Genomic DNA, 25,656 nt, shown 5'->3' with positions numbered 1-25,656 from the left:
CTTCCCCACCGAAAAGGAACACCGATGAACAAGCGGAAGGTCGCCATCGCGGCCGGAATGGCGGCGGTCGTCGCCGGCATGGGGGCTGTCGCCTCGATCTCGTTCGCCGACGCCGACGGCGCCACCACTGTCGGGTTCAGCGACAGCTTCGAGGACGGTGACACCGCGGGCTGGACCAGGTCCGGCGGCACCTGGTCGGTGGTCAGCGACGGCGGCAAGGTGCTGAAGCAGGCCAAGACCGGCGCCACCCTGTCCCGGCAGTTCGCCGGGCTCACCGACTGGACCGACTACACGGTCAGCGCGAAGGTGTCGCCGCTGTCGGTCGGGACCGGCGGGTTCGCCGCGATCGTGGCGCGGTCCACGAGCTCGACCAGTTACTACCGGTTGGCACTGGTCGGGACGAACAAGGTCCGGCTCGAATCAGTCAAGTCCGGAAATATCACTACTCTTGGTGAGGCGGCTCTGACCGTCACTCCCGGTGCGGACTACACGCTCGGGTTGACCGTTGCGGGCGGCACGCTCACCGGGTCGGTCAACGGGGCCTCGATCCTGAGCGCTACCGCGTCGACGTTCGGCAACGGGCGGATCGGGCTGCAGACCTACGACGCCACCGCGCAGTTCGACGACGTGAAGGTCACGACCACCACCGCCGCGCCTCCGTCCGTCCCGGCGGCCACCACACCGGCCGCGGCCACCGGGACCTTCGAGTCCAGCCCGATCGGGTTCGGCGCCGGGACCACCGGAGGCGCCGGCGGCACCACGGTGAACATCACCTCGCTGGCCCAGCTGAAGACCGAGGCCGCCTCGGACGGGAAGAAGATCCTCCAGCTGTCCACCGTTCTCCAGGGCAGCGGCACCGACCGGGTCGACGTGACCTCGGACAAGACGATCGTCGGGGTCGGTGCGAACGCCGGGCTCACCGGCGCGGGCATCTTCATCAAGAACGCGAGCAATGTGATCGTACGAAATCTGAAGATCTCGTTCGTGCAGGCGCCGACCGACCTGATCGCCGCGCAGAAGTCCGACCACCTGTGGATCGACCACAACGAGCTGTTCAACGACACCAGTCACGGCAAGGACTTCTACGACGGCATGCTCGACCTGACGCACGCCACCGACCTGGTCACCGTCAGCTGGAACCACCTGCACGACCACTCGAAGGGCTCGCTGCTCGGGCACAGCGACAACAACGCCGCCGAGGACACCGGCAAGCTGCGGGTCACCTACAGCCACAACTGGTTCGACAACGTCGCGTCCCGGCTGCCCCGCCTGCGGTTCGGCACCGTGCACCTCTACAACAACCTGTTCACCGACGCCAAGACCAGCGGCATCCACTGCCTGATGGAGTCGCAGTGCCTGGTGCAGAACAACGTCTTCGTGAACGTCAAGCTGCCGGTCTGGACCACCCAGGACTCCGACCTCGACGGCTTCGCGGTGATCTCCGGCAACGACTTCGGCGGTGAAGAGCCGGAGATCACCAGGACCGGGACCTTCACCAAGGCGCCGTACGCGGTGACCCCGGACGCCACCGGCACCGTCTCCGCGACGGTCCGGGCCGGTGCGGGCGCCGGAAAGCTCTAACTCTCCAGCTCCTGCGCGAGCAGCCAGCCGGCCGCCGCGACGTCGTCGGCGGTCCACTCCAGAGCGGGCCCGGCTACCGTGATCTCGGTCACCGCGTAGCCGGGCACGTCCGCGTCCTGCCAGTAGGCGGCGAACCCGATCTTCTCCCGCTCGGCCAGTGCCAGCACCGCGTCGGACAGGGCATCCGCGGAGTACGGCAGCCAGAGCTTGAACTGGTGGGTGTGCGGCGGGTGCGGGAAGACCCGGGCGCCGGGCAGCGCGGCCAGGGCGTCCGCGATCGTACGGGCGTGCCTGACGTACTCCGGCAGTCGTGGCAGCTCACGGTCGAGCCCGGAGAGAGCGGACAGGGCTGCCGGGAAGGTCTGGAAGATCTGCCCGCCGTGCCGGTGCCGCCACGCCCGGGCGAACGCGGCCATCTCCTCGGTACCGGCCAGAGCCGCCCCGCTGATCCCGTCCAGCGACTTGTAGAACGAGACGTAGACGCTGTCCGCGAGAGCCGTGATCTCCGGCAGGGTGCGGCCCAGGTGGGTGGTCGACTCCCACAGCCGGGCGCCGTCGAAGTGCACCCGGGCGCCGAGCTTGCGCGCCGCCGCCGTGGCGTCGACCAGCTCGTCCCAGGTGGGCAGGACGAACCCGGCCTCGCGCATCGGCAGCTCCAGCAGGACCGAACCGACCGGCTCCGGCAGCGCGTCGATCTCGGCGGCCGTCGGGTTCCGCGGCTCCCGCGTGGGAGTGACCGCCCGCAGGCCACTGAGCTGCGAGTACGCGTGCCGCTCGTACATCTCCAGGTGGCTCAGCGGGTGCAGCGCGACGGTGGAGAGCCCGGTCCGCTCGGCGCCGAACCGCAGCGCCACCTGCTGGGCCATCGTCCCGCTCGGGAAGAAGACCGCCGCCTCGGTGCCGAGCAGGCCGGCCACCCGCTGCTCCAGCTCGGTGACCGGGCCGCCGTCGTAGAAGTCCGGCATCGCGTCCAGGTCACCACCGGCCGCGATGTCGGCGAGCCGCTCCCGCATCGTCTTCGGGCGGTTTCCGGACAGGAGCCGGTCGCAACCGCGCATCGCGGTCAGCCGCCGCAGTCTGAGGTCATCGGACACCCGCGGATGATCGCACGAACGGCTGTTCTTGTCGGACCGGTTTTTGTCGGACCCGGTCGATACCGTCCATGCCATGTCGAGCACCGAATCCCCGGACTTCGTCCTCCCGCCGTCCTGGCAGCGTTACCGGGTGGCCCGCCGGGGCAGCGCCGGTCCCGTCAGGTTCACTCCGGCGGCGACCGCGCGGGCCACCGTCGACCAGCGCCTCACCGCGATGACCGGTCTTCTCGACAAACTCCTGGCGGCACGCACCACCGAGGAATCGACCCGGCTGGCCGCCCGCGAGTGGCTCTCCGGCGATCCGGGGGCACGGCCGTTCGGCGCCGCGGTCGTCGGGTTCGTCCTCAACTCCTACGACTCCGCCTGGTGGCACGACTCCTCGTTGAGCAATCCGGTCGCCGACGTGTGGATCACCGAGCACGGGCTGCCGTTCGCCGCCGAGGCTGCGGTGATCATGGTGGCGCTGCGGATCGAGGACGACTACGCGCCGCCGTACCCCCGCTCGACCGTGGACGACAAACCCGGCATCCGGCACCGGAGGCTCGACGAGACCGACTCCGGCTGGGGAACGGACAGCAGGATTCAGGCGCTGCTCCGGGTCCGGCAGGCGCTCGCCGCCGCCACCGAGGAGGAGTACGCGAAGGTCGTCGACACTCTGACGCCGTACCGGGAGGCGCACCCCTACGCCCGGACCGCGGCCGGTGTCCTGGTTCCGGAGCAGCGGTCCTGGTTCGAGCCGGACGTCCGGTCCGCGGCGGTGACCGGCCACGACCAGTACCTGGCGAACCTCCTGCTGACCGCGGCTGCCACCGAGGACGACGTCCGGACCCTGTTCCCGGTCGCCACCATCAGCGCGATGGTCCGGTCCCTGCCGATGTTCGTCACCATGCTCGACGGGGTCGGCGCAGCCGCCACCCCGGCACTATTCGCCTGGCTCGACGAGGTCCAGAGCAATGCCGACATCAGGAAACGCCTGCTCTCCGCCCTGACACTGCTGCCCGGCGACGAGGTGACGCAGGGGCTGATCGACCGGATCGACACGAAGTACGTCCGGCCCGCGCTGGTCGAGCACGCCGAGCTCTTTCCGGCCCGCACACTGCGGCTGCTGGCCGGGGCAGGTGGCAGTGGCGCCGTCGCCGACCTGCTCCGGGCCCATCTGCTGAAGCACGGTGACCTCGCCGGGCAGGTGCTCCCACTGCTCGGCCCGGAGGCCGCGGCCCGGGTCTCGGCGATCCTGGCCGACTCCACCGCCGTCGCGCCGGCGCCACTGTCCTCGGTGCCGGCGGTGCTCGCCGACCCGCCGTGGTTGCGTACCGCGCCGCCGGCCAAGCCGGTGGTGATCACCGGTTTGAGCTGCACCGACCCGGCCACGGTGAGGTGGCTGCCGGAGGAGCGGGAGCGGTGGGCGGAAACCGAGATCCGGCGGTTCGACCGGGACGGCTCGGGGGAGCCCCAGGCTCGGATGAACCGCATCCTGGCCAACAAGTCGTCGCTCCAGGCGTCCGCGGGGTTCTTCCTGGACGGGCCCGAGGAGCTGATCCGGCCGGCGCTGGCCCGCTGGCAGCCCACCGACGGGTGGCACGCCGGCACCTTCCTGCGCCCGATAGCCGCCCGGTTCGAGCTGGACCTGCTGCCCGGGATGCTGGTGCTGGCCCGGACGGCGGCGGCCGAGCTGGCCGGGCCGCTGCAGCCGTTCGCCTCGCCGGAGGTCGCCGTGCTGATGGCGGACTGGCTGGCCCGGCTCAAGAGTGTCCGCGACGAGGCGACCACCTGGCTGCTGCGGCACCCGGCGGCGGCGTCCCGGGCCCTGGTGCCACCGGCCCTCGGCAAGGCCGGCAAGTCCCGCCGGCAGGCCGAGACCGCGCTGCTCACCCTGCACGCCAACGGGCACACGGAGACGGTCCGGGCGGCCGCCCGGGGGTACGGCGACGAGGCCGCCGCCGCGATCGAGATCCTGCTCGCCGTCGATCCGCTCACCGTCGTGCCGGTCAAGATCCCGCCGGTTCCCGCCTGGGCGCAGCCGGGTCTGCTGCCGCCGGTGCTGCTGCGGGACGGGTCCGGGCGGCTGCCGGACTCCGCGGTCCCCCACCTGATCACGATGCTGGCGCTGTCCAAGACGGGCGATCCCTACCCGGGGCTGGCCACGGTCCGGGAGGCGTGCGAGCCGGTCGCTCTCGCCGGGTTCTGCCGGGGCGTGTTCGACCTGTGGCAGGCAAGTGGCGCCGAGTCGAAGGAGAACTGGGCGCTGGAGGCGCTCGGGGTGTTCGGTGACGACGAGACGGTGCGGATGCTGTCGCCGCTGATCCTGGCCTGGCCCGGGGAGAACGGGCACAACAAGGCCGTCACCGGGCTGCGGATCCTGTCCGCGATCGGCACCGACGTGGCCCTGATGCACCTGCACGGCATCGCCCAGCGGTCCAGGTTCACCGGGTTGAAGAACGCCGCACGGCAGAAGATGGACGAGGTGGCGGCCGCGATCGGGCTGACCGCCGACCAGCTGGCCGACCGGCTGGTGCCGGACTTCGGGCTGGCCGCCGACGGCACTCTGGTCCTCGACTACGGTCCCCGGCAGTTCACCGTCGGGTTCGACGAGCAGCTCAAGCCGTACGTCAGCGATGCCGCCGGCAAGCGGCTCAAGTCCCTGCCCAAGCCGGGGGTGAAGGACGACCCGGAGCTGGCCCCGGCCGCCGCGAAACGGTTCGGCGCGCTGAAGAAGGACGTGCGGACGGTCGCCGCCGATCAGGTGCGCCGGCTGGAGCAGGCGATGGTCACCGGCCGCCGGTGGTCCGGCGCCGACTTCCAGCGGCTGTTCGTCGGGCACCCGCTGCTCTGGCACATCGTCCGGCGGCTGGTCTGGGTCCGGTTCGACGCGGCCGGGCAGCCGGGGGCGGCGTTCCGGATCGCCGAGGACCGCACGCTGTCCACGATGGACGACGAGACCACCACGCTCGCCGACGACGCGGTCGTCGGAGTGGCGCATCCGCTGCACCTGGGTGACACCGGCCCGGCGTGGGCCGAGGTGTTCGCGGACTACCAGATCCTGCAGCCGTTCGCGCAGCTCGGGCGGCCGGTCCTCACTCTCACCGAGGCGGAGCGGGCGGCGAGCACGCTGGACCGGTTCCGCGGGGTCAAGGTGCCGACCGGGCGGCTGATCGGGCTGGAGCGCAGGGGCTGGCGCCGGGAGACCCCGCAGGACGCCGGGGTGCAGAGCCAGATCGAGTTCACCGTCGAGCCGGGTCGCACGGTGGTGGTGGCGATCGAGCCGGGGATCGCGGTCGGTTACCTGGAGATGTTCCCCGAGCAGGAGGTGACCGACGTCTTCCTGCACGACGGCACCGGTTCGCGCTGGTGGAACCAGGAGAAGGTGGGCCACCGGCTGTTCGGCACGCTGGACCCGGTGGTCGCCTCGGAGATCCTGCGCGATCTGACCGCGGTCACCGAGGGCTGACGGCCGGTCGTGCGTGGTGACCTCCGGTGGTCACCACGCACGACGGTGACGGGACGTCAGCCGATGCCGTAGGCGCGGTAGACGGTCACCTCGGTGTAGCCGGTGTTGGTGTAGGTCGCCCGGGTGCGCAACGAGACCGCACCGGACCCGGGGTTCTTGACGACCGCGGTCCAGACTCCGCCGATCTTCTTGACCGGCGCCGTCTTCCAGGTCTTGCCGCCGTCGAAGGACGCCTTCGTGGTCAGCGACTTCAACTTGGGCGCGGCGCCCTTCTTGACGTCGCCCCAGAGCAGGTGGCGGTTGATCCGGAGCGCGACGTTCGTGCTGCTGCCGGCCTTGGCGTGGTTGTAACCGTTCAGGCCGGCCGGCACCTGCTGGACCGCGCTCACCGGGGACAGCACGCTGGTGTTCGGCTTGGCGTGGAAGCGGTAGGTGACCGTCGACGCGGTGGAGAGCATGCCCTTCGGGAAGGTGATCTCCGGGTAGTACCGCTGCGCGGAGTTGGTCAGCGTGTACCAGCCGGCCTTCTTCACCTTGTACTCCAGCGACGGCCCGTCCTGCCCGAAGCCCTTGTCGTAGGCGGTCTTGACGACCTTGCCGCCGAACTTCAGGGTCGCCTTCGACTTGTCCCCGGCGGCGCCGCCGTAGTTGCCGTTCAGCCCGCTGAAGGCGGGGTCGGTGAACATGTCGTCGAGGGGGTAGCTGATCCGGCCCTGGTACGTCATCGGCACGTGGAAGCCGGGGCCCCAGGCCGCGCCGAAGTAGCGGACGAAGTAGGACTTGCCGGCCGCGACGGTGCGCGTCGTGGTGTAGCCGCCGATGGCCCAGGTCTGGCCGTTCTTCGCACCCGCGGACAGGTCACCGCGGATGTCCCATCGGCCGGGCGAGAGGTGGATCTTCGTGGTGGTGGGGCGGTCGGTGTTCGCCAGGCTGCCGTACAGATAGCTGCCGCAGCCCTGGTGGGTGGGCTGGACCGCGACGTCGCTGTAGTTGGTCCCGGCCGGCCCGCGCCGTGAGTCGACGGTCATGGTGGCGAGCTTGGAACGGGCGAAGGTCCGGCTCGGCGTGCTCGGCACCCCGGTGGTCCGGTACAGCGTCGCGTAGGCGTCGGTGCTGCCCGAGCGGTCGGTCCACGTGCCCATGGCCGCGAAGGCGATCTTCTTCGACGCGGTCGGGATGACGTAGAGCGGCCGGGTGGCGTCACCCCACGACTGGACCTCGGAGTCCGCGCCGCCGCCGGTGTTGCTGCAGATCTCGGCGTCGACTGTCGACTCCAGACCGGACACGGCCGGGCTCAGGCCCAGCCGGACCAGCTTGCCGTGGCGGGCGTCGATGGTCAGTTTCGAGGCGCCGGACACCTTGACCGTCTTGCCGCCGAGGGTGGTCGAGGTGTTCAGGCTGCCGATCGAGGCGAGGACCGCGTAGTTGCCCTTCGGCAGCTTCCGTTTCGTGCCGGTGCGGACCCGGTACTCCTGGCTGGTGGCGAGGCTGACCACAGTGGCGGTGACCGCGACCTTGGCGCCGGAGCGGTTGACCGCGGTGATCGAGAGCGTGTTGGTGGCGGCGACCGCCGGCCCGGTGGTGCCGAGCAGGATCGCCGGGATCAGGGCCGACGCGGCGAGCGTGGCCCGAGGCAAAGAGAGCATCCACCTGTCCCCGTGGTGTGGAGTGGTGTGGGACGGGTCGGTCACGTCCTCACGTACGAATCATGCCATGGATGAGGGTCTTTCCGTAACCACCGCATCCGGCCCGGCGGACGCGCTGCGGTCCGGGGCCGCGCGGACCTCGCGCGGTCGGAGCGGAACCGTCGATTGGCGTACCGAAAAATTGTTTTTAGGGGTTTTCAGACGCAGGAAAGACGGTTTTGCCGGGTAGGGTACGGGTTCCATGGAAACCGAGGACGGCCGTGGAGAAGCTGACCAGCGCCACCGACCCGGCGGCACGTGATGTCGACCGGCTCGCCGACCTGTTCCCGGCGGCCGTCACCGAGGTCACCGACGCGGCCGGCAATCTGACCCGGGCCATCGACTTCGACCTGCTCAGAGAGCGTCTCGACGGCTACGTGACGGACGGCGCGCCGGAGCGGTACCGGCTCGACTGGCCGGGCCGGCGGGTGGCGCAGCGGGCGGCCCGGGAGCCGGCGACCGGAACCCTGCGGCCGTCACGCGCCGAGTCGGTGGATTTCGACACGGCCGGCAATCTGCTCATCGAGGGTGACAACCTCGACGTGCTGAAACTGCTCCAGGAATCGTTTCTTGGGCGGATCAAGGTGATCTACATCGATCCGCCGTACAACACCGGAAACGATTTCATCTACGACGACGATTTCACGCAGACCCGGGCCGGTTATCTGGCCGGTTCCGGGCAGGCCGACGGGGTGGCGAATCCGGAATCCGGCGGCCGGTTCCATTCCCGCTGGCTGAGCATGATGTACCCGCGGCTCGCCCTGGCCCGCGACCTGCTCACCGACGACGGGGTCGTCTTCGTCTCGATCGACGATCACGAGGTCGACAACCTGCGCAAGATCTGCGCGGAGATCTTCGGCGAACAGAACTTCGTCGCCCAGATCATCTGGCAGAAGGTGTACGCCCCGAAGAACTCGGCCCGCTGGTTCTCCGAGGATCACGACTACATCGTGGTCTTCGCCCGGAACCGGGAGCGCTGGCAACCGCGCCCGCTGGCCCGCACCGAGGCGATGGAGGCGCGGTACCGGAACCCGGACGGCGACCCGCGCGGCCCGTGGAAGGCCGAGAACATGTCGGCCCGTAACCGGTACGACGCCGGGGTCTACCCGATCACCACCCCGTCCGGGCGGGTCATCGACGGGCCGCCGCGCGGCAGCTACTGGCGGATCTCCCGGCAGCGGTTCGACGAGCTGAACGACGACGACCGGATCTGGTGGGGCGCCGGCGGGGACAACGCGCCGGCGGTGAAACGCTTCCTGTCCGAGGTGTCGGCCGGGCGCACCCCGCAGACCCTCTGGACGTACGACGAGGTCGGGCACACCCAGGACGCCAAGCGCACCCTGCTGCGGTACGTGCCGTTCGAGAACACCGCGAACGTCCTCAACTCGGTCAAACCGGTCGAGCTGGTGCAGCGGATCCTGCAGCTGGCCGGGCGGCCCGGGGACGGCGACATCGTGCTGGACTTCTTCGCCGGCAGCGCGACCACGGCGCACGCGGTGCTCGCCCAGAACCAGGCGGACGGTGGCAATCGGCGGTTCATCAGCGTGCAGATCCCGGAGCCGTTGCCGGTCGCCGAGAGCGGACTGTCGTCGATCTTCGAGATCGGGCTGACCCGGGTGCGGAATGTGATCTCCGCCGGCGTGCCGGGCGGCTTCCGGGTGCTCCGGCTCGACTCCTCGAACTTCATGGATCTTCGGGTGGATCCGGACGAGCTCCGGCAGGACGCCCTGGTTGATCAGGTGGATCGGGTGCGGGCCGACCGCGACGCCGAGGATCTGCTGTTCGAAACCCTGCTCACCGTCGGCCTCGATCCCGGTCTGCCGATCACCCGGCTGTCGAGTTCTTTCGTGGTCGGTGCCGGGGAACTGATCGCCTGTTTCGACGACCGGGTCGACCCGGCCGTGGTGCGGGCGATCGCCGAGCGCCGCCCGGTCCGGGCGGTCTTCCGGGATTCGGCGTTCGCCGACGACGCGGCCCGGGTCAACGCCGAGCAGATCTTCGCCGCGCTGTCGCCGGCCACCGACGTGAGAGCCGTCTGACCGGTGCGGCTGCGGTTCAAGGTGCAGGAGTTCCAGACCGAGGCGGTGACCGCGGTGGCGGACTGCTTCGCCGGGCAGCCCCGGCACACCGGGCCGGGCAACGCGCCGATCGAGCTGACCGGGGCACGGCTGCTGGCCAACGTCCGGGCCGTGCAGGAGCGGGCCGGGCTCTCCCGGTCTTCGACTCTGACCTGCGACGACGTCCCGAATCTGGACGTCGAGATGGAGACCGGTACCGGCAAGACCTACGTCTACATCCGGACGATCATGGAACTGCACCGGCGGTACGGCTGGTCCCGGTTCATCGTGGTGGTCCCCGGGGTGGCGATCCGGGAAGGGGTGCGCAAGACGTTCCAGGTCACTGCCGACCACTTCCATCAGCTGTACGGCACCCGCCCGCGTTGTTTCACCTACGACTCCTCGGCCTTGCACGAGTTGGAACGGTTCCGGACCGGATCCGGCGTCCAGGTCATGATCATCAACTTGCAGGCGTTCAACTCGGCCGCCCGCCGGAACCGCCGCATCTACGAGGAACTCGACGGCTTCCAGTCCCGCCGCCCGATCGACGTGATCAGCGCGGCCCGGCCGGTCGTGGTGGTGGACGAGCCGCAACGGATCGGATCGGCACGCTCGCTGGAGTCGCTGAGCCGGTTCGGGCCGCTGATGGTGCTGCGCTACTCGGCCACCCACCGGGTCCGGCACGACCTGGTGCACCGGCTGGACGCCGCCGAGGCGTACCGGGAGAAGCTGGTCAAACGGATCGCGGTGATCGGGATCGACGGCGCGGACGGCCCGGCGAAACGACGACTGCAGATCCGTGAGGTGATCCGCGCCCACCTGGAGAAGGAACGCGAACTGCACGGCCGGGGTGTCAAGGTGCTGTCGCTGCTCTTCATCGACCAGGTGCGGCGGTACCGCGACTACTCCCGGCCGGACCAGCTCGGGGAGTACGCCCGGATCTTCACCGCCGAGTACAGCGCGCTGACCTCGGCCGAGCCGGACGGGGCGTACCGCCGGTATCTCGACACCATCCCGGTCGAACGGACCCACCAGGGCTACTTCGCGATCGATCGGCGCACCGGGCGGCAGGTCGACGGGCACGCCTCCGATGTGGACGCCTACGACCTGATCCTGCGCGATCGGGAGCGGCTTCTTTCGCTGGACGAGCCGGTTCGTTTCGTCTTCTCGCACTCGGCGTTGCGGGAGGGCTGGGACAATCCGAACGTCTTCGTGATGGGCCTGCTCAAACGCGGTGACGTGGGGATCTCGCGGCGGCAGGAGATCGGGCGGGGGCTGCGGCTCGCGGTGGATCAGCACGGCGAGCGGCTCGACGATCCGGCCACCGTGCACGAGATCAACGAGTTGACGGTGGTGACCGACGAGTCGTACGCAAGTTTTGTCGAAGGTTTGCAGCGGGAGTCGTGGACCGGCGAGGTGATCGACGGTCGACAACGGACCAAAATTCCCTTGAATGCCAATTTCCGCCGGTACGACTTTCAAGAAGCCCTGTCCCGGATCGGCCGCCGGGTCGTCTACCGGGTCGCGTTCGATTCCGCTCGGCTCGTGCAGGATTGCGTCGCCACGCTGGACGCCGAGTTGGTGGTGGAGTCAGCGCGACTCGCGGTGCAGCGCGGCAGCCAGGTCACGATATTTCCGGACAAGTCGGTCAAAGCGCTCGACCTGATCGGCGAACTGACCGACCGCACCCATCTGACCCGCCACACCATCAGCCGAATCCTGACCAGCATCCGAGCGAAAACCTTCGCCCAGTACCGGAAAAACCCCGACCACTTCCTGACAATGGCCGCCGACCTGATCACCCAGCGGAAGTCGAGCCTGATCACCGACACCGTGACCTACCAGGCGCTGGACGAGCAGAAACTCGCCTTCGGCCGCCTGACCGTCAGCAGCCCCGGCCCGCGCCTGCACAAACACGTCTACGACTACGCCGGCACAGCGTTCGCCCAGGAGCTGGAATCCCGCGCCGACGTCCTGGTCTACGCGCGGCTCCCCGGCGACTTCACCATCCCGACCCCGCTCGGCGACCACCACCCCGGCTGGCTGATCGTCTGCACCGACCGTGTCGTGGTGACCGCCGGTGCCGACGACCCGGCCCGGATCGCGTGCGCCCGCCGCTGGGCCGAGGCTCTCGACGGCGTCGAGTTCAGCGTCTCGGTACTACCATCGGCGCACCGGTCCGCGGGTGATCGAAAACGTCCACCTCATGCTGATAGACATCCCCGAGCAGCTCGGCCGTGAAGATCTCCCGAGGCGGCCCCTCAGCCCGGACCCGGCCCGCCGCCAGCACATAGACCCGATCGGCGTAGGCCGCGGCCAGTCCCAGATCGTGCAGCACCACCACGACCGCGGCGCCCGCGACCGATCGTTCCCGGACGGTCCGCAGCACCAGCTCCTGGTGCCGCAGGTCCAGCGCGGCGGTCGGCTCGTCGAGCAGCAGCACCGGCGTGCGCTGCGCCAGCACCCGGGCCAGCGCCACCCGCGCCTGTTCGCCACCGGACAGCGCCGGGAACGGCCGGGCCGCGAACCCGGTCGTCTCGGTCTGCCGCATCGCCTCGACCACGGCGTCCTCGTCGTCGGCGCTCTCCGGCCGCCCGTGCCACGGCGCCCGCCCCATCCGGACGACCTCACCGACGGTGAACGGAAAGGACAGGGCGGCCTTCTGCGGCAGCACGGCACGCCGCCGGGCGAGTTCCACCGGTCTCCAGTCGCCCAGCGGGCGTTCGCCGATCTCGATCCGCCCGGCGAACGCGAGATCCCCGGCGAGCGCGGCGAGCAGGCTGGACTTGCCGGCGCCGTTCGGGCCGACCAGGGCGACCACCTCGCCCGGGTCGACGCGCAGATCGACGCCGTCGACCACCCGGCGCCCGCCGAGGCTCACCGACACATCGACAGCCCTCATCCCCAGCCTCCCGCCCGTGCCCGGGTGCGCCGCAGCAGCCAGAAGAACGCCGGCCCGCCGACCACCGCGGTCAGCACGCCGAGCGGCAGTTCCTGGTACTCGATCGCGGTCCGGGCGATCAGATCACCTGTCACCACGACCACCGCCCCGCCCAGCGCGCTCGCCGGGATCAGCACCCGGTGCCCGGGGCCGACGGCCATCCGGATCAGGTGCGGCACCACCAGGCCGACGAAGCTGATGATCCCGGTGAACGCCACCGCCGACGCGGTGAGCAGCGCGGTCACCACGATCGCGGTGATCCGCAGTCGTTCGGTGTCGACGCCCAGGTGCCGGGCCGGGCGTTCGCCGAGGGCCAGCAGGTCGAGGCGGCGGGCGATGATCCCGGCCACGATCAGCCCGGCGGCCGCGCACGGCCCGGCCACCGCGACCGCGCCCCAGGTGGCCTGGGCCAGGCTGCCGAGCTGCCAGAACGCGATGGCCCGCACCCCGTCGTCGTCGGTCATGAACATCAGCAGGCCGAGCAGGGCGCCGGCTGTCGCGTTCACCGCGACCCCGGTCAGCACCAGGGTGACCACCTCGGTGCGGCCCTGGGCCCGGGACATCGCGTAGACGATCAGGGTGGTCACGATGCCCCCGGCGAAGGCGGCCGCCGCGGTGGTCCAGATCCCGGCGACCGTCGCGCCGGTGACGATGGCCGCGGCGGCGCCGACCGCGGCGCCGGACGAGACGCCGACCACGCCCGGTTCGGCCAGCGGGTTGCCGAACACCCCCTGCATCAGGGCTCCGGCACAGCCCAGCGCCGCGCCGACGATCACCGCGAGGACCACCCGGGGGAACCGGACCAGCCACAGCGCGTTCTCGCCCTGCACCGCGGACGGCAGTGGCCCGATGTCCAGCCCGAGCCGGTGCAGCACCGACCCGGCGACCTCGGCCGGCGAGATCGGCACCTGCCCCTTCCCGGCCGCGACCAGGCAGACAGCGGTCAGAGCCAGAGCCAACCCGACGATCAACCCCGGCTTGGCGTACGCCTTCAGCACGACGCGTAGACCGCCCCGGCCAGCGCTTCCACGGCCTTGCCGGTGCGTGCCCCGAAGTTCAGCAGCACACCGTCCTCCATGTCGACGACGCGCTTGTTCACCCCGGCCGGGGTCTGCGCGACGCCGGGCAGTTTCAGCAGCCCGTCCACCCCGCCGACCGAGTTGAGCCCCTCGGTCATCACCAGGATCACGTCCGGTGCCGCGTTGATCAGGCCTTCGCTGGTCAGCGGCCGGAACTTCGTGAGCCCCGCCTCGGTGCCCGCGTCGACGGCCCCGATCGCCTCGATCATCGCGTCGGATCCGGCGCCCGCACCGCCGATCAGGTAGACACCCGCGGTGCCGCGCACGTAGAGGAACGCGATCCGCGGCGGCGTGCCCTCCTTCGGCGCCGACTTCCGGGCCGTGTCTATCTCCGACTGCACCCGGGTGACCAGGCGTTCCCCGGCCTCGGTGACCCCGAGCGCACCGGCCACCGCGCGGATGTGCCCGGGGATGGCCTCCAGCGTCTGGGTGTCGTCGACGATCACGACCGGGATCCCGGCGTCGCGGATCTGCTGGAGCACGGTGGCCGGGCCGATGCTGTCGTCGGCGATCAGCACCGTCGGGTTCAGCTTCAGGATCGCCTCCGCGGACAGGTCGTGTCCCTGCGGCGTGACCAGCGGGAGTTTCGCCGCGGCCGGGAACGCCGTCGAGGTGTCCCGGCCGATCACCCGGTCGCCGAGCCCGAGGCTGAAGACGATCTCGGCGAGCGAGCCGTAGAGGTTGACGGCCAGGATCCGATCCGCCGACCGCACCGTCACGTCCCGTTTGTCGGCGGACTTCACCGTCACCGGCAGCTTCGGGGTGGGTTTCGGGTCGAGCGGGTCGACGTCCTCCTCAGCCAGTTTCGCCGTGGTGGCGCCGCAGTTCGAGGCGGCGGCCGCGGCCCCGTCCTCCGGGCCGACCTCACTGACCGTGGTGCAGCCGCCGGTGAGCAGCAGGGACGCGGCGAGAGCCAGGACTGTCGTACGGCGGATCATGCCTTGGTCTCCTGCTTGGTCTTGGACCGGCGGATCCGTCCGACGAGGCCGGCCACCAGGATGCCGACCAGGAACGCGCCGCCGATGGACCACCAGTGGCCGAGCGGGGTGGCGCTGCTGGTGCGGTTCAGCGCGGGCTCGGCGGCGGCGAGCGCGGCGGCGGTGGCGGCGGTCGAGGGCGCGGCGGTGGCCAGCTTGCCGGTGGGCGGGCCGACCGGGGACGCCTTGCCGCTCGTGGTGGCCTTCGTGGTGCCGCTCTGCGCGGGATTCCGGGTGACACCCACCGCCGGATTCGGCGTGGGATTGGTCACAGTGGACGGTGCGGCGAAGCGGACCGGGATGCGCTTGTCCTGGGACCGGTCGGCGGTCCGGGTGTGGTCGTTGCGGGTGACGATGGCGCAGGCCCGGACGGCGCAGTCGACGTCGCCGATCATCTGGCTGACCCGGATCGACACCCGGAATGACCCGTTGCGGCCGTACGGCTTGGTCAGGCCTTCCGCATAGGACGGTGGGTTCGACGAGATCCACACCGAGGCGCCCGAGCTGCCCGACATGTCCGCACCGCCACCGCACGGCGAGGGCAGCACGCCGGCCCCGTTGTCCAGGCAGAACGCGACGTAGATGCCCTTCGTCTCGTCGTATCCGCTACCGGTTACCGTGACCGTCTCGCCGCTCCGGTCGAGTTTTTTGGTCTTGGAAGCCGTAAGGCGTCCAGCGGCTGATGCCGGCGACCCGGTCACAGCGACGATGAGCAGCGCCAGAGCGGCAGCCGCCACTCGCGACCCGACGCGCATCGAGTCCTCCATCTCACACGCTTCCCCTATGACCTTGATTGATCATGGGGATTAGGTGAGGCTACCCTAACCGAACCCGCACTCGCGGGTCACTGCCCTCTTCGGACTTCGAAGCTCATGGAAGGAAAAAGCGTGGGCAAACTGAAGGGCTCGCATCGGACTGCTCTGTTCGCGAGCGCCATCGCCCTCGGCGCCTCCACCGCGCTGTTCGGCATCTCACCGGCACAGGCCGCCTCGGTCACCGTCGCCGGCGGCAGCCTGGACTGGGGCTTCAAGGCCTCGTTCCGGGCCTACGTGGGCACCGGTAACGGCACCCCGCCGATCGCCACTCTGAACGGCGCCACCCGCAACACGGACGGCACGTTCGACTTCCCGGCGATGGGAGGCACCTACGACGCCTCAGCTGGCACCGCAACTGTCAGCTACGGCGGCACGGTCGTCTTCTCGTACCCGGCGCACATGTTCGAGATCACCGTGGCCAACCCGACAGTGGTCGTGGACGGCGACGGCACCGGTTCGCTCAAGGCCGACGTGGACCTGGTCGCCAACGGCGGCACCACGAACCAGCACCTGGACCAGGCCGAGATCGCCACCCTGGTGACCACCGCGCCGACGGTGACCGGTGGGGACATCTCGTTCAACAACCTGGCGGCGACGCTCACCGCGTCCGGCGCCTCGGCGTTCGCCGGCTTCTACTCGGCCGGTACCGCCCTGGACCCGGTCACCGCCTCGGCCTCGGCCTCGGCGACCGAGCCGAACGAGCCCACCGACCCGACCGACCCCACGGACCCGACGGATCCCACCGATCCGACGGACCCGGGCACCGGAACCGGCAACGGTTCGGCCGCGCAGACCATCAAGGCGGCCGTCTCCGGCGGCGCCCTGACCCTGACGTCGGCCGGCACCGCGGTGTCGCTCGCGGCGGCCACCCCCGGCCAGACCGCGTCCGGCTCGCTCAACGCGGTGACGGTCAGCGACCTGCGGGGCACCAACTCCGGTTGGGACCTGGTCGGTCAGGTCACCGACTTCACCTCGACCGGTGGCGGCAGCATCCCGGCCGCCAACCTCGGCTGGGCCCCGACCGCGCAGGTCGCCGGCACCACCCTGGTCGCGGCGAACGGTGTGAAGAACGCGGTCACCCCGGGCGGCCCGATCGCTCCCGGTTCCGGCCTCGGCACCAGCCGCACCCTGTGCAGCGCCGAGACCGGTAGCAGCCTCGGCAGCGCGACCTGTGGCGCGGCCCTGAACCTCGGTATCCCCGAGTCCAGCGCGGCTGGTGAGTACAGCGCCGTGCTCACTCTGACGCTCGCCTGATCCACTCGGGTGGGGAACCGGCCCGGGGAATCCGCAACATTCCCCGGGCCGGCCCGCACCATCGTAAGGAGCGACATGACCGTCCGAGGCCTTCTGGCCGCGGTTCTTCTGCTGATCCTGATACCGGTCCCGGCACAGGCCGCCCCGAGCAACTCCGACGTGCGCTGGTCCGTCCAGCCGTCGAGTGCGAAGGGGCCGGACGGGCGTGACTTCATCATCCGGCGGGCGGCTCCCGGAGAGCGGCTCACCGACTACGTCGGCATCACCAACCTGACCACCCGGCCGCTGACCTTCAAGGTCTACGGCACCGACGCGTACAACACCGAGGACGGGTCGTTCGCGCTGCTCCCGGCCGCGGACAAACCCACCGACGTGGGCTCGTGGATCGAACTGGGCGCCAACCAGTTCACCGTCGAGCCCAACACCCGGCTCGACGTCCCGTTCGCCGTCTCCGTCCCGGTCGACGCCACCCCCGGCGACCACGCGGGCGGAGTGATCGCCTCGATCGCCGAGGAGATGGTCGACCCCTCCGGGCAGAAGGTGCTGGTGGATCGCCGGGTCGCGGCTCGCGTCTATCTCACCGTCGCCGGTGCGGTCGCGCCCACCCTCAAGATCGATACGGTACGGCTGGAGTACGTCCAGTCGGCGAACCCGGCGGACGGCGGCGAGATGACCGTCCGCTACCTCGTCCGCAACACCGGGAACCTGCGGCTCAACGGCACCGGCGCGGTCCGGGTCACCGGCCCGCTCGGCTGGGAACTGGCCCGGACCGAGCTGATGGAGATCCCCGAGCTGCTGCCCGGCGGCTCGGTGACGGTGACCGAGAAGATCACCGGAGTGCAGCCGACCGTACGCCTCAACGCCGAGGTCACCGTCGAGCCGGCCAACTTCGAACAGAAACTCCCGGCGGTCACCCGTGGCACCGCGGTCTGGGCCTGGCCCTGGGCCCTGGTCGGACTGCTGGCCGCAGCCGTGTTGTACCTCGCCTTCCGTTTTGTCCGCAGTCGGATCTCCCGGCGGCGGAAGAAGACCGAGGCGCTGGGTCTGGACCCGGCACCCGCTTCATGAGGATGATCAGAACGACATCGTCGTCGTGCCGCCCCACCACCTCGATGATCAGGAAGGATGAGCCGACATGACCGACTTCTCCACCCGGGTCCGCCGGGCCACCATGGTCGAGCACCGTGAGGCCGAGACGCGTGGCTTCATCTCCCGGCTGATGAGCGGATCGGTGCCGCTGCCCGGTTTCGCCGCGCTCACCGCTCAATACCTCGCGGTCTATCGCGAACTCGAGGGCGCCGCCGAACGGATGCGCGCCGACGACGGGCTCGCCGCGGTCTTCGCCGACCCGGCCCTCACCCGCGTTCCGGCGCTGGAGGCGGACCTCGCCCACCTCTACGGTGCGGACTGGGAGTCGGCCGCCCCGGTCCTGGACTCCACCCGGGCGTACGCCACCCGGCTGCGCGACCTGGCCGCCACCTCGCCGGTGCACTTCATCGCCCACCACTACGTGCGCTACCTCGGCGACCTCAGCGGTGGCCAGATGATCGGCCGCAAGCTGTCCACGGTGTACGGCCTCGGTGACGCCGGCACGTCGTTCTACCGGTTCGAGCAGATCCCGGACGCGCGCGCTTACAAGATCGATTACCGGGCGAAGCTGGACGCCCTCGACCTGCCCGAGGAGCAGGCGGCCGCACTGGTCGCGGAGGCGCAGCTGGCCTTCCGCTTCAACGGCGACGTCTTCGTCGAGCTGGGCGCTCTCTTCCCGGAAACCCCCGAGGATCTGGCCCCCGCGGCCTGACCCACAACCCGCCCGGCCGGCCCTGCCCGCCGGCCGGGCGCCCTACGTGATGTCCGGCCGGAGCTGCCCTCCGGCCGGACATCATCACTTCCGGGGCTCGAGGACAGGCGTCAGGCGGGTGACACACGCCAGGTCAGGGCGCCGCGGATCAGGGCGCCCAGGCCGTAACCGAGCAGCAGGACACCGATGCCGGCGCCGACCACCTGGCCGGCCGGGATCGTGGAGACCAGGCCGGTGATCAGGCCGGTCAGCGCGGCCAGCACGACGAGCACCGCCAGCACCCGCAGCGCCGGGTCCTTCAGCACCGGCGCGAGCGGCCAGAAGTGCACCCCGACGATCGCGCCGACCAGGACCGGGATGTACTCGGACCGGTGCGTCACGGCCAGCAGCATCGCGCCGAACCCGGCCGTCGCCAGCTCGGCCGCGAAGATCACCAGGTATCGGCGGTCCGCGGCGGCGTCCCGCAGCACCGGGCCGTCGGCGCGGGCCCGGAACACCAACACGCCCCCGGCCACCGCGGTGATCAGGGCGGCGATGCTGGCGACCACCAGGAGCACCCCCAGCGGGGGTTCGGCCGCCGGCACACTCAGCCAGACGGTCGCGAAGATCCCCAGATAGAGCGCCGTCAGTCCAGCTCGCCGCCGGACATCCGCCAATGCCGCCACCACACAGTCCCCTTCCACTGCCCCGACACACCCGCCACACCGGACGGTCCAGCGATTATCACGAATGGTTACGGTGCATCGGTGCCCCGGTGGCGGTGATCTCGATACCGACAGGGCGGAACACATCGAACCTTCGTGATGTGCTGACGGACGGAAATCGTCAGCGGCGGCGGGTCTTCGGCCAGTGCTGGCCGGGCAGGAAGGCGCCCGGGGAGTGCCGGAGGACCCGCAGGATGTGGCGGGCGGCCCGGGACCGGTTGACCGGCTTCAGGGCCACACCGAGGCTCAGCTCGGCACGCAGCGTCTGCGGATGTGTCTCACCGAGAACCGCACGGGCGCCCCGGTACGCGTCCTCGAAGTGCTCGTCCCCGCCGGTGGCCCACCCGAACAGCAGCTCGGCCCGGAACCGGATCGGCTGGTCGCGGGTGAACCGGTCGCGCACGTCCTCGCGTACCGCGGCAAGCTCTTGAACCGCCTCGTCGGGCCGCCCCCAGGCGACCAGCGCCTCGGCATGGACCACCGCCAGGGTCAGGGTCGCCAGGTGTCGCGGCCCGTGCCCGGTGGCGAATCGACCGCGGAGACGCCGCAGCTCGCGAGCGGTCTCCTCCCAGACGGCCCGGTCGTTCTTCGGCTCGGTGAGCGGCAGGGCCAGGTCGGCGGCGGCCAGCATCCGGATCGCCTCGACGACGCCGGGGTGATCGTCCTGGTGCCAGCTCAGGTGGTCGGCGATCACCCGGACCAGCCGGCGCCGGGCGGCCGCTTCGAGTCCGGCGTCGATCTCGGCCCGGGCCAGTTCCCGTTGCGCCTCCTGCACCGGCAGGAACGCCGCCGAGCCGGGCCCCAGCCGTTCGATCAGCTCGGTCAGCCCGGTCCGGGCCTGTTCGTGCTCACCGCGCAGCCGCCGGGCCCGCAGCCGGGCGATGGCGGTGCCGGTGTCGCCCTCCGAGGTCAGGATGGTCCACAGGGCGTCCGCCCGGGTGGTGTCGCCGCCCAGTTCCTCGATCGTCTCGGCGAGCAGCAGCCGGGCCCGGTGCCGCAGGGCCGGGTCGGTGGCGAGCGGCACCGCGCGGTCGGCGCAGTCCCGGGCCTCGCCCAGCTCCCCGGCGTCGCGCAGGTGCCGGGCCGCCTCAATGAGCACGACCGGGTCGTCGAAGTTCTGTTCGGCCAGCTCACGGTGGTGCGGCAGGGTCATCGACCCGTGCGCGACGACCCGCCGGTGCAGCCGGTCGACGATCGCCCCGGGCAGGTCCGGGCGGCCGGCCAGCCGGGCCGCGTGCCGGGCGACCAGGAACGATTCGATCGGGTCGGACCACGGGTGGTCGAGCACCGCGTCGGCGAACTGGCGGGCCAGCCGGGTCCAGTCGATCGCCGGCAGGTACCGCCGGGCCACGTCGCGGGCCAGCGAGTGCACGTGCCAGGTGCCGTCGATCCGGGTGGCGAACAGGTTCCGGGCCAGTTCGTCGGCGGCCTCCTCGGCGGCGGCGCCCATGAACAGCCGGATCAGGCCGGGCGGGAGAGCGGCCGGCGAGGTGAGCGAGGCGACCCGCAGCAGGCGGCAGGCCGGCTCGCTGAGCGCGTCCAGGCGGTCCCGGAGCAGCATCGCGACCGGGTTGCCGTCGATCCGCTCGATCAGCTTGGCGTACCCGGCCCGGTCCCGCAGCGCGAGCCCGGCCAGGCGGACCGCGAAGGCGTGCCCGCCGAGCCGTTCGGCCAGCTCGACGGCCTCGTCCACGGTGCCGTCCCGGTGCCCGCGGAGAATCTCGGCGGACTCCTCGAGACCCAGTGGTCCGATGTCGACGGTCGGCACCGCCAGGCCGGACACGTCCCGGTTGGTGAGCAGGACGGTCCGCAGGCGCCGGCCGGCCGCCGGGACGGTGAGCCGCCCGATCAGGTCGTCGTCGAGCCCACCCGGGATGTCGTCGACGATCAGCAGGCTCGGCCCGGTCTCCGCGACCACCCGCTCGGCGAACTCGGCGATCGGGTCACCGGCCGGCCCGAGCGCCATCTGGGCCCGCAGCCCGGCGGCGAAGGTGGCGACCATCTCGTCCGGGTCGGCGCTGCTGCCGGCCAGGCTGACCCGCCAGATGCCGCGGTATCCGGCGCCGGACCGGGTCACGTACGCGGTCGCGAACGCCGTCTTCCCGGCACCGGGTGGACCGGCGGGCACACACACCCGGCTCTCGGTGAGCGCGGTGTGCAGGGCCCGGAGTTCGGCGTCGCGTCCGATGAACACGCGCAGGAACATACCCAGTAGTCCCACTGATCGCTTCGCTGCCGCACCGTCCCGATGGGCTGGGTTCTGTCACAGTTGTCAGGAAACTCCCTGGCAGACGTGTCCTAGCCTTCACTTCATGACCATCCGACGGATGAATTCGCGACGCGTCGTATTGACGGCCACCTTCATCGCGCTCGCCGCCGGAGGAACCGCCGCCTGTGACGCCCCGCAGGACGAGGAGACGTTCTACACCGGGCCCGGCGAGGTCTACGAGGTTCCCGACGACGAGGAGTACGTGGACGAGGAACCGGTGGAGGAGGACACGGACGAGGTCTTCTACTGCGCCGACGAGGACGGGGAGATCGTCGAGGCGGAGAACTGCGACGACGACACCAGCGCCGGCGGGCTCTTCTTCCTCTGGCACTCGTCGAGCTACCAGCGCGGACTCGGCCCCGGGGAGCGCCTGTACGACGGCGACTACTTCCCTCCTGGCGACAAGGCCAGCCGGAAGGCGTTCAAGCTGCCGGCCACCGGCCGGGTCACCAACGGCACCGTCAAGACCAATGTGGTCGGCCGAGGCAGCACCGGCGGCGGCTCGATCTCCGGAGGCGGCACCTCGGGAGGCTGACGATCAACTGAGGTATGCCTATCCTTAGCGCCATGTCCGATGCGCTGCTGCGGTTCACCGGGGTCTCCGTGCGGCACGAGGTGTACGACGATGCCGGAGATGTCGGATACGGGATACCCCGGCCGCACGAGATCACCGCCGAGTTGCGGGCCGGCGAGGTGGTGCTGCTGCTCGGGCCCTCCGGATGCGGCAAGTCGACACTTACCCTGACCGCGAACGGCCTGATCCCGCACGTGATCGGCGCCAAGATGGACGGCACCGTGACGGTCGCCGGCGCCTACACCGCCGGGACCACGGTTCCCGAGCTGGCCCGCGACGTCGCGATGGTCTTCCAGGACCCGGACGCGCAGATCGTCACCGCCAGCGTGCTCGACGAGGTCTGCTTCGGCCCGGAGAACCTGCTGGTCCCGTTCGCCGAGGTGCTGGAGCGGGCGGAACAGGCGCTGCGGCTGGTCGGCCTCTGGGACCGGCGCGACGACGACCCGGGCATCCTCTCCGGCGGTGGCCGGCAGCGGCTCGCGATCGCCTGCGCCCTGGCGTTGCGTACCCCCGTGCTGGTCCTCGACGAACCGACCGCGAACCTCGACCCGGCCGGGGTGGAGGAGGTCTACCGGACGCTGCGGGCGGTCGCCGCCGGGCGGGACCGGGCGGTGCTGCTGGTCGAGCACAACCTCGACGCGGCCATCGAATTTGTGGACCGGGTGATCGTGCTGGACGGTGACGGCCGGGTGGTGCTCGACGGCCCGGCCCGCACGATCCTCACCGACCACGTCGACGAGCTGCTCACCCTCGGTGTCTGGCTGCCGGTCGCCACCCTGGCCGCGCTGCGCCTGCGGTCCGTCGGGGTCGCCCTGGACCCGCTGCCGCTGACGCCGGGTGAGCTGGCCGCCGCGCTCGACACGGTCCCGGCGCTGCCTCCGCCCCGGGACACCCCGCGATCAACGGCAAGGTCCAAGGCCGCCATCGCGGTACGGGGACTGACCATCAGACGTGGACCCGTGACCGTGCTGGACGACATCACCCTGGACATCGGCGCCGGGGAGTTCGTCGCCGTGGCCGGTGCCAACGGGGCCGGCAAGACCACCCTGGCCCAGGCCCTGGCGGGCGTGACACCCAGCCGGAAGGTCACGATCACCGGCCCGGCCGGTTTCGTCTTCCAGAACCCCGAGCACCAGTTCCTCACCAACCGGGTCGCCGACGAGCTGGCGTACGGGACCACCGACACCGCCCGGGTCGAGGACCTGCTCACCCGGCTGGACCTGCGGGAACTGCGCGACGTGCACCCGTTCCTGCTCTCCGGCGGCCAGAAACGGCGGCTGTCGGTCGGCGCCGCCCTGGTGACCCGGCCCCGGGTGCTGGTGCTCGACGAGCCCACGTTCGGCCAGGACCGGGCCCGTGCCGCCGAGTTGCTCGACCTCCTCGACGGCCTGCACCGCGACGGCACCACGATCGTCGTGGTCAGCCACGACATGCACCTGATCGCCGAGTACGCCACCCGGCTGCTGGTGCTCGACGGCGGCCGGGTGCTCGCCGACCGGACACCCGCCGAGATCTACGCCGACCCGGCCCTGCTGGCGGACACCGGGCTGCGGCCACCGCCACTCGCGCGGGCCGCTCGTACCCTCGTCCGGCACCCGGCCTGGCACACCGTGACCCGCCTCGCCGACCTGCCCGTGCTGGAGCCGTCGCGGTGATCGACTCGATCCTGTCGCTGCGCTCCTACAACCCGGTCGTCAAAGTGCTGGCCCCGATCCCGGCGATGGTCGTCGCCGGCCTCTCCCGGGACCTGTGGACCCCGGCCGCCCTGACCGTGATCGCCCTGGTCATGCTGCTCGCCTTCGGCCGGCTCCGGGGCCGGGCCCTGCTCTGGACACTGGCCGGCCCGCCGCTGATGGTCGCGGTGCTGACGCTGTCGTTCGGGGTGTGGATCGACCGGGAGAAGGTGGGCGGCTGGTCCGGGGCGCTGGAGGCCGGGCTGGCGACCGGGCTGCGGGTGTCGGCGGTGCTGACGCTGGCGCTGATCGCCGGGCTCACCTCGGAGGGCACCGACCTGGTCCGGTCGATGATCACGCACCTGCGGATGCCGTACCGGATCGGGTACGCCGGGTTCGCCGCGATGCGGTTCGTGCCCCGGTTCCGCCACGACCTGGAGATCATCCGGTTGGCGCACCGGGTCCGCGGGGTGTCCACCGGCCGGGGCCCGGTGGCGACCACCAAGCGCTACAGCGGGTACGTGGTGCCGCTGCTGGCCGGGGCGATGCGGCACGGCGACCGGGTGTCGCTGGCGATGGAGGCGCGGGGCTTCGGCGCGTACCCGGCCCGCACCGAACGGCGCCGTGTCCCGTTGCGGGCCCGGGACGCCGTACTGGCGCTGTGGCTTCTGCTCCTCTGCCTTGTCCCCACCCTCCCTGGAGTTCTCGGATGAAGAACCTGACCACCCGTTTCCTGATGGCGTGCGCGGCGATCGGCGCGGCCACCGGTGTGCTGCTGATACCGGCGTTCTTCGTGTCGTTCGCGATCTCGGCGACGGTCCCGCTGGCGTACGCGGCGATGGCCGGGGTGTGGCTGCTCGGCCCGGTGATCGCGCTGGCCGTGCTGCGCCGCCCGGGCGCCGCGGTGCTGACCATGCTGCTCGCCGGGATCATCAACATCGCCTCACCGGCCGGCCCGAGCGCGATCGTGACGAACCTGATGGTCGGGGTGGCGATGGAGCTGGGCTTCCTGGTCACCCTCTACCGGATCTGGCGCCCCTGGCTGTTCCACGTGACGGCGCTGGTCTTCCAGACCTTCTACGCCATCAGCGCGTACGCCTACTTCCACATCGACGACGTGGCGCTCGCCGGAAAGGCCGGTTTTGTCATCCTGCTCGCCCTCAGTACCGTCGGTTTCGTCCAGGCCGGCCTGATCATCGCGAAACGACTGACCGCGGCCGGCGTGGCCCGCGGCATCCGCCGGCCACAGCCGTCCTGATCAGGCGGGCTCGGTCGCCCAGGTCTCGCAGTCGTTGTACAGGACGTGGTCGTCGACGGGCGGCGGGACGTAGCAGGTGTCCCCGGGCAAGGCCGTCGTGTTGGGGCCGCCGAGCAGCGTCTCCTTGCCCGAGTACGACCCGGCCGGCTCCGACCAGAGGAAGTCGTCACCCGCATCGCCCCAGAGTTCGTCCCGGCCGGTTCCACCGAACAGGATGTCGTCGCCCTCCGATCCCCAGAGCAGGTCTCGGCCGGGGCCGCCGTGAATGACGTCATCGCCTTCGCCGCCCTCCAGGTGCAGGCCCCGGCCGGGGCCGCCGTGGATGACGTCGTTCCCGGCTCCGGCGAAGACCTGGTTCAGCCCGCCACCCGCCCAGATGACGTTGGGCCCCGCGTCGCCGGTGATGTAGTCGTTCCCGGCGGAACCGATCACGTTCTCGAACTGGC

20 protein-coding genes are annotated in these 25,656 nt (G+C 71.0%); 11 read left to right on the top strand and 9 right to left on the bottom strand.

All coding sequences use genetic code 11. The annotated features are described in order from the left end of the window. The first annotated feature begins 24 nt into the window (after positions 1-24). Positions 25-1,581 carry a pectate lyase family protein gene (locus Aco03nite_RS32960; protein WP_203801935.1) on the top strand — a complete coding sequence of 519 codons (1,557 nt, stop codon included), beginning with the start codon at positions 25-27 and terminating at the stop codon, positions 1,579-1,581. Here the strand turns inward: Aco03nite_RS32960 and Aco03nite_RS32955 are convergent. Continuing rightward, positions 1,578-2,675 carry a threonine aldolase family protein gene (locus Aco03nite_RS32955; RefSeq protein WP_203801934.1) on the bottom strand — a complete coding sequence of 366 codons (1,098 nt, stop codon included), beginning with the start codon at positions 2,673-2,675 and terminating at the stop codon, positions 1,578-1,580. The two genes, Aco03nite_RS32960 and Aco03nite_RS32955, sit on opposite strands and share 4 nt — an antisense overlap. 73 nt (positions 2,676-2,748) lie before the next feature. Between Aco03nite_RS32955 and Aco03nite_RS32950 the strand changes: the two genes are divergently transcribed. After that, positions 2,749-6,123: a DUF4132 domain-containing protein gene (locus Aco03nite_RS32950; RefSeq protein WP_203801932.1), complete on the top strand. Its 3,375-nt coding sequence runs from the start codon at positions 2,749-2,751 to the stop codon at positions 6,121-6,123. Between the two features lie 56 nt (positions 6,124-6,179). On the opposite strand, the gene Aco03nite_RS32945 is transcribed toward Aco03nite_RS32950, so the two are convergent. Further along, positions 6,180-7,769, bottom strand: coding sequence for a hypothetical protein (locus Aco03nite_RS32945; protein WP_203801931.1), 1,590 nt, complete (start codon positions 7,767-7,769; stop codon positions 6,180-6,182). Positions 7,770-8,029: 260 nt separating this feature from the next. Here Aco03nite_RS32945 and Aco03nite_RS32940 point away from each other — a divergent pair, with 260 nt between their 5' ends. Continuing rightward, positions 8,030-9,847: a site-specific DNA-methyltransferase gene (locus Aco03nite_RS32940; protein WP_203801930.1), complete on the top strand. Its 1,818-nt coding sequence runs from the start codon at positions 8,030-8,032 to the stop codon at positions 9,845-9,847. A 3-nt stretch (positions 9,848-9,850) separates the two neighbouring features. After that, entirely contained in the window at positions 9,851-12,106 is a 2,256-nt protein-coding gene (locus tag Aco03nite_RS32935) for a DEAD/DEAH box helicase family protein (RefSeq protein ID WP_203801929.1), read from the top strand. Here the strand turns inward: Aco03nite_RS32935 and Aco03nite_RS32930 are convergent. Genes Aco03nite_RS32930 through Aco03nite_RS32915 form a run of 4 tightly spaced genes read right to left on the bottom strand, consistent with a single transcriptional unit; the run spans position 12,012 to position 15,617 of the window. Beyond that, on the bottom strand, positions 12,012-12,767 hold the full coding sequence (locus Aco03nite_RS32930) for a heme ABC transporter ATP-binding protein (protein WP_203801927.1): 756 nt from the start codon (positions 12,765-12,767) through the stop codon (positions 12,012-12,014). The genes Aco03nite_RS32935 and Aco03nite_RS32930 overlap by 95 nt on opposite strands. Further along, a complete protein-coding gene (locus Aco03nite_RS32925; protein WP_203801925.1) occupies positions 12,764-13,804 on the bottom strand; it encodes a FecCD family ABC transporter permease in 1,041 nt (346 codons plus the stop codon). The genes Aco03nite_RS32930 and Aco03nite_RS32925 overlap by 4 nt, the downstream gene beginning before the upstream one ends. Next, the gene (locus Aco03nite_RS32920; RefSeq protein WP_203801923.1) at positions 13,798-14,823 is read right to left on the bottom strand and encodes a heme/hemin ABC transporter substrate-binding protein; all 1,026 of its coding nucleotides are present in this window, start codon (positions 14,821-14,823) and stop codon (positions 13,798-13,800) included. Before Aco03nite_RS32920 ends, Aco03nite_RS32925 begins: the two co-directional genes overlap by 7 nt. Then, positions 14,820-15,617: a hypothetical protein gene (locus Aco03nite_RS32915; RefSeq protein ID WP_203801917.1), complete on the bottom strand. Its 798-nt coding sequence runs from the start codon at positions 15,615-15,617 to the stop codon at positions 14,820-14,822. Before Aco03nite_RS32915 ends, Aco03nite_RS32920 begins: the two co-directional genes overlap by 4 nt. A gap of 132 nt (positions 15,618-15,749) precedes the next feature. On the opposite strand from Aco03nite_RS32915, the gene Aco03nite_RS32910 reads away from it, so the two are divergent. From Aco03nite_RS32910 to Aco03nite_RS32900, 3 genes are all read left to right on the top strand, one after another. Continuing rightward, complete coding sequence (locus Aco03nite_RS32910; RefSeq protein WP_239145637.1) at positions 15,750-16,931, top strand: HtaA domain-containing protein; 1,182 nt, start codon at positions 15,750-15,752, stop codon at positions 16,929-16,931. A 75-nt stretch (positions 16,932-17,006) separates the two neighbouring features. Continuing rightward, positions 17,007-17,999, top strand: coding sequence for a WxL protein peptidoglycan domain-containing protein (locus Aco03nite_RS32905; protein WP_203801915.1), 993 nt, complete (start codon positions 17,007-17,009; stop codon positions 17,997-17,999). A 67-nt stretch (positions 18,000-18,066) separates the two neighbouring features. Then, the gene (locus Aco03nite_RS32900; RefSeq protein WP_203801914.1) at positions 18,067-18,732 is read left to right on the top strand and encodes a biliverdin-producing heme oxygenase; all 666 of its coding nucleotides are present in this window, start codon (positions 18,067-18,069) and stop codon (positions 18,730-18,732) included. 110 nt (positions 18,733-18,842) lie between these two features. Here Aco03nite_RS32900 and Aco03nite_RS32895 read toward each other — a convergent pair whose 3' ends face one another. After that, positions 18,843-19,400 (bottom strand): hypothetical protein, encoded by a 558-nt coding sequence (locus Aco03nite_RS32895; protein ID WP_203801911.1) that lies wholly within the window; start codon positions 19,398-19,400, stop codon positions 18,843-18,845. Positions 19,401-19,557: 157 nt separating this feature from the next. After that, on the bottom strand, positions 19,558-21,630 hold the full coding sequence (locus Aco03nite_RS32890) for a tetratricopeptide repeat-containing protein (RefSeq protein WP_203801907.1): 2,073 nt from the start codon (positions 21,628-21,630) through the stop codon (positions 19,558-19,560). A gap of 133 nt (positions 21,631-21,763) precedes the next feature. Between Aco03nite_RS32890 and Aco03nite_RS32885 the strand changes: the two genes are divergently transcribed. The 4 genes from Aco03nite_RS32885 to Aco03nite_RS32870 are packed head-to-tail and all read left to right on the top strand — an operon-like array spanning position 21,764 to position 25,210. Next, the gene (locus Aco03nite_RS32885; protein WP_203801905.1) at positions 21,764-22,240 is read left to right on the top strand and encodes a hypothetical protein; all 477 of its coding nucleotides are present in this window, start codon (positions 21,764-21,766) and stop codon (positions 22,238-22,240) included. Positions 22,241-22,272: 32 nt separating this feature from the next. Further along, a complete protein-coding gene (locus tag Aco03nite_RS32880; RefSeq protein WP_239145636.1) occupies positions 22,273-23,934 on the top strand; it encodes an ABC transporter ATP-binding protein in 1,662 nt (553 codons plus the stop codon). Next, positions 23,931-24,665 (top strand): energy-coupling factor transporter transmembrane component T, encoded by a 735-nt coding sequence (locus tag Aco03nite_RS32875; RefSeq protein ID WP_203801901.1) that lies wholly within the window; start codon positions 23,931-23,933, stop codon positions 24,663-24,665. Before Aco03nite_RS32880 ends, Aco03nite_RS32875 begins: the two co-directional genes overlap by 4 nt. Continuing rightward, the gene (locus tag Aco03nite_RS32870) at positions 24,662-25,210 is read left to right on the top strand and encodes an ECF transporter S component (protein ID WP_203801900.1); all 549 of its coding nucleotides are present in this window, start codon (positions 24,662-24,664) and stop codon (positions 25,208-25,210) included. Before Aco03nite_RS32875 ends, Aco03nite_RS32870 begins: the two co-directional genes overlap by 4 nt. Here Aco03nite_RS32870 and Aco03nite_RS54810 read toward each other — a convergent pair whose 3' ends face one another. Then, positions 25,211-25,642, bottom strand: coding sequence for a calcium-binding protein (locus tag Aco03nite_RS54810; RefSeq protein WP_203801899.1), 432 nt, complete (start codon positions 25,640-25,642; stop codon positions 25,211-25,213). Positions 25,643-25,656 lie beyond the last annotated feature (14 nt).

Source organism: Actinoplanes couchii, assembly GCF_016862075.1.
Classification (GTDB): domain Bacteria; phylum Actinomycetota; class Actinomycetes; order Mycobacteriales; family Micromonosporaceae; genus Actinoplanes; species Actinoplanes couchii.
Note: the sequence above shows the minus strand (reverse complement) of the source record. Positions and strands in the feature narration are given on the sequence as shown.

Bases quoted from the DNA above. Each gene is read 5' to 3' on its own strand.
- Aco03nite_RS32905 (WP_203801915.1), top strand. From the start codon at position 17,007: ATGACCGTCCGAGGCCTTCTGGCCGCGGTTCTTCTGCTGATCCTGATA.
- Aco03nite_RS32885 (WP_203801905.1), top strand. From the start codon at position 21,764: ATGAATTCGCGACGCGTCGTATTGACGGCCACCTTCATCGCGCTCGCC.
- Aco03nite_RS32870 (WP_203801900.1), top strand. From the start codon at position 24,662: ATGAAGAACCTGACCACCCGTTTCCTGATGGCGTGCGCGGCGATCGGC.
- Aco03nite_RS32880 (WP_239145636.1), top strand. From the start codon at position 22,273: ATGTCCGATGCGCTGCTGCGGTTCACCGGGGTCTCCGTGCGGCACGAG.
- Aco03nite_RS32920 (WP_203801923.1), bottom strand. From the start codon at position 14,823: ATGATCCGCCGTACGACAGTCCTGGCTCTCGCCGCGTCCCTGCTGCTC.
- Aco03nite_RS32930 (WP_203801927.1), bottom strand. From the start codon at position 12,767: ATGAGGGCTGTCGATGTGTCGGTGAGCCTCGGCGGGCGCCGGGTGGTC.
- Aco03nite_RS32945 (WP_203801931.1), bottom strand. From the start codon at position 7,769: ATGCTCTCTTTGCCTCGGGCCACGCTCGCCGCGTCGGCCCTGATCCCG.
- Aco03nite_RS32950 (WP_203801932.1), top strand. From the start codon at position 2,749: ATGTCGAGCACCGAATCCCCGGACTTCGTCCTCCCGCCGTCCTGGCAG.
- Aco03nite_RS32900 (WP_203801914.1), top strand. From the start codon at position 18,067: ATGACCGACTTCTCCACCCGGGTCCGCCGGGCCACCATGGTCGAGCAC.
- Aco03nite_RS32915 (WP_203801917.1), bottom strand. From the start codon at position 15,617: ATGCGCGTCGGGTCGCGAGTGGCGGCTGCCGCTCTGGCGCTGCTCATC.
- Aco03nite_RS32960 (WP_203801935.1), top strand. From the start codon at position 25: ATGAACAAGCGGAAGGTCGCCATCGCGGCCGGAATGGCGGCGGTCGTC.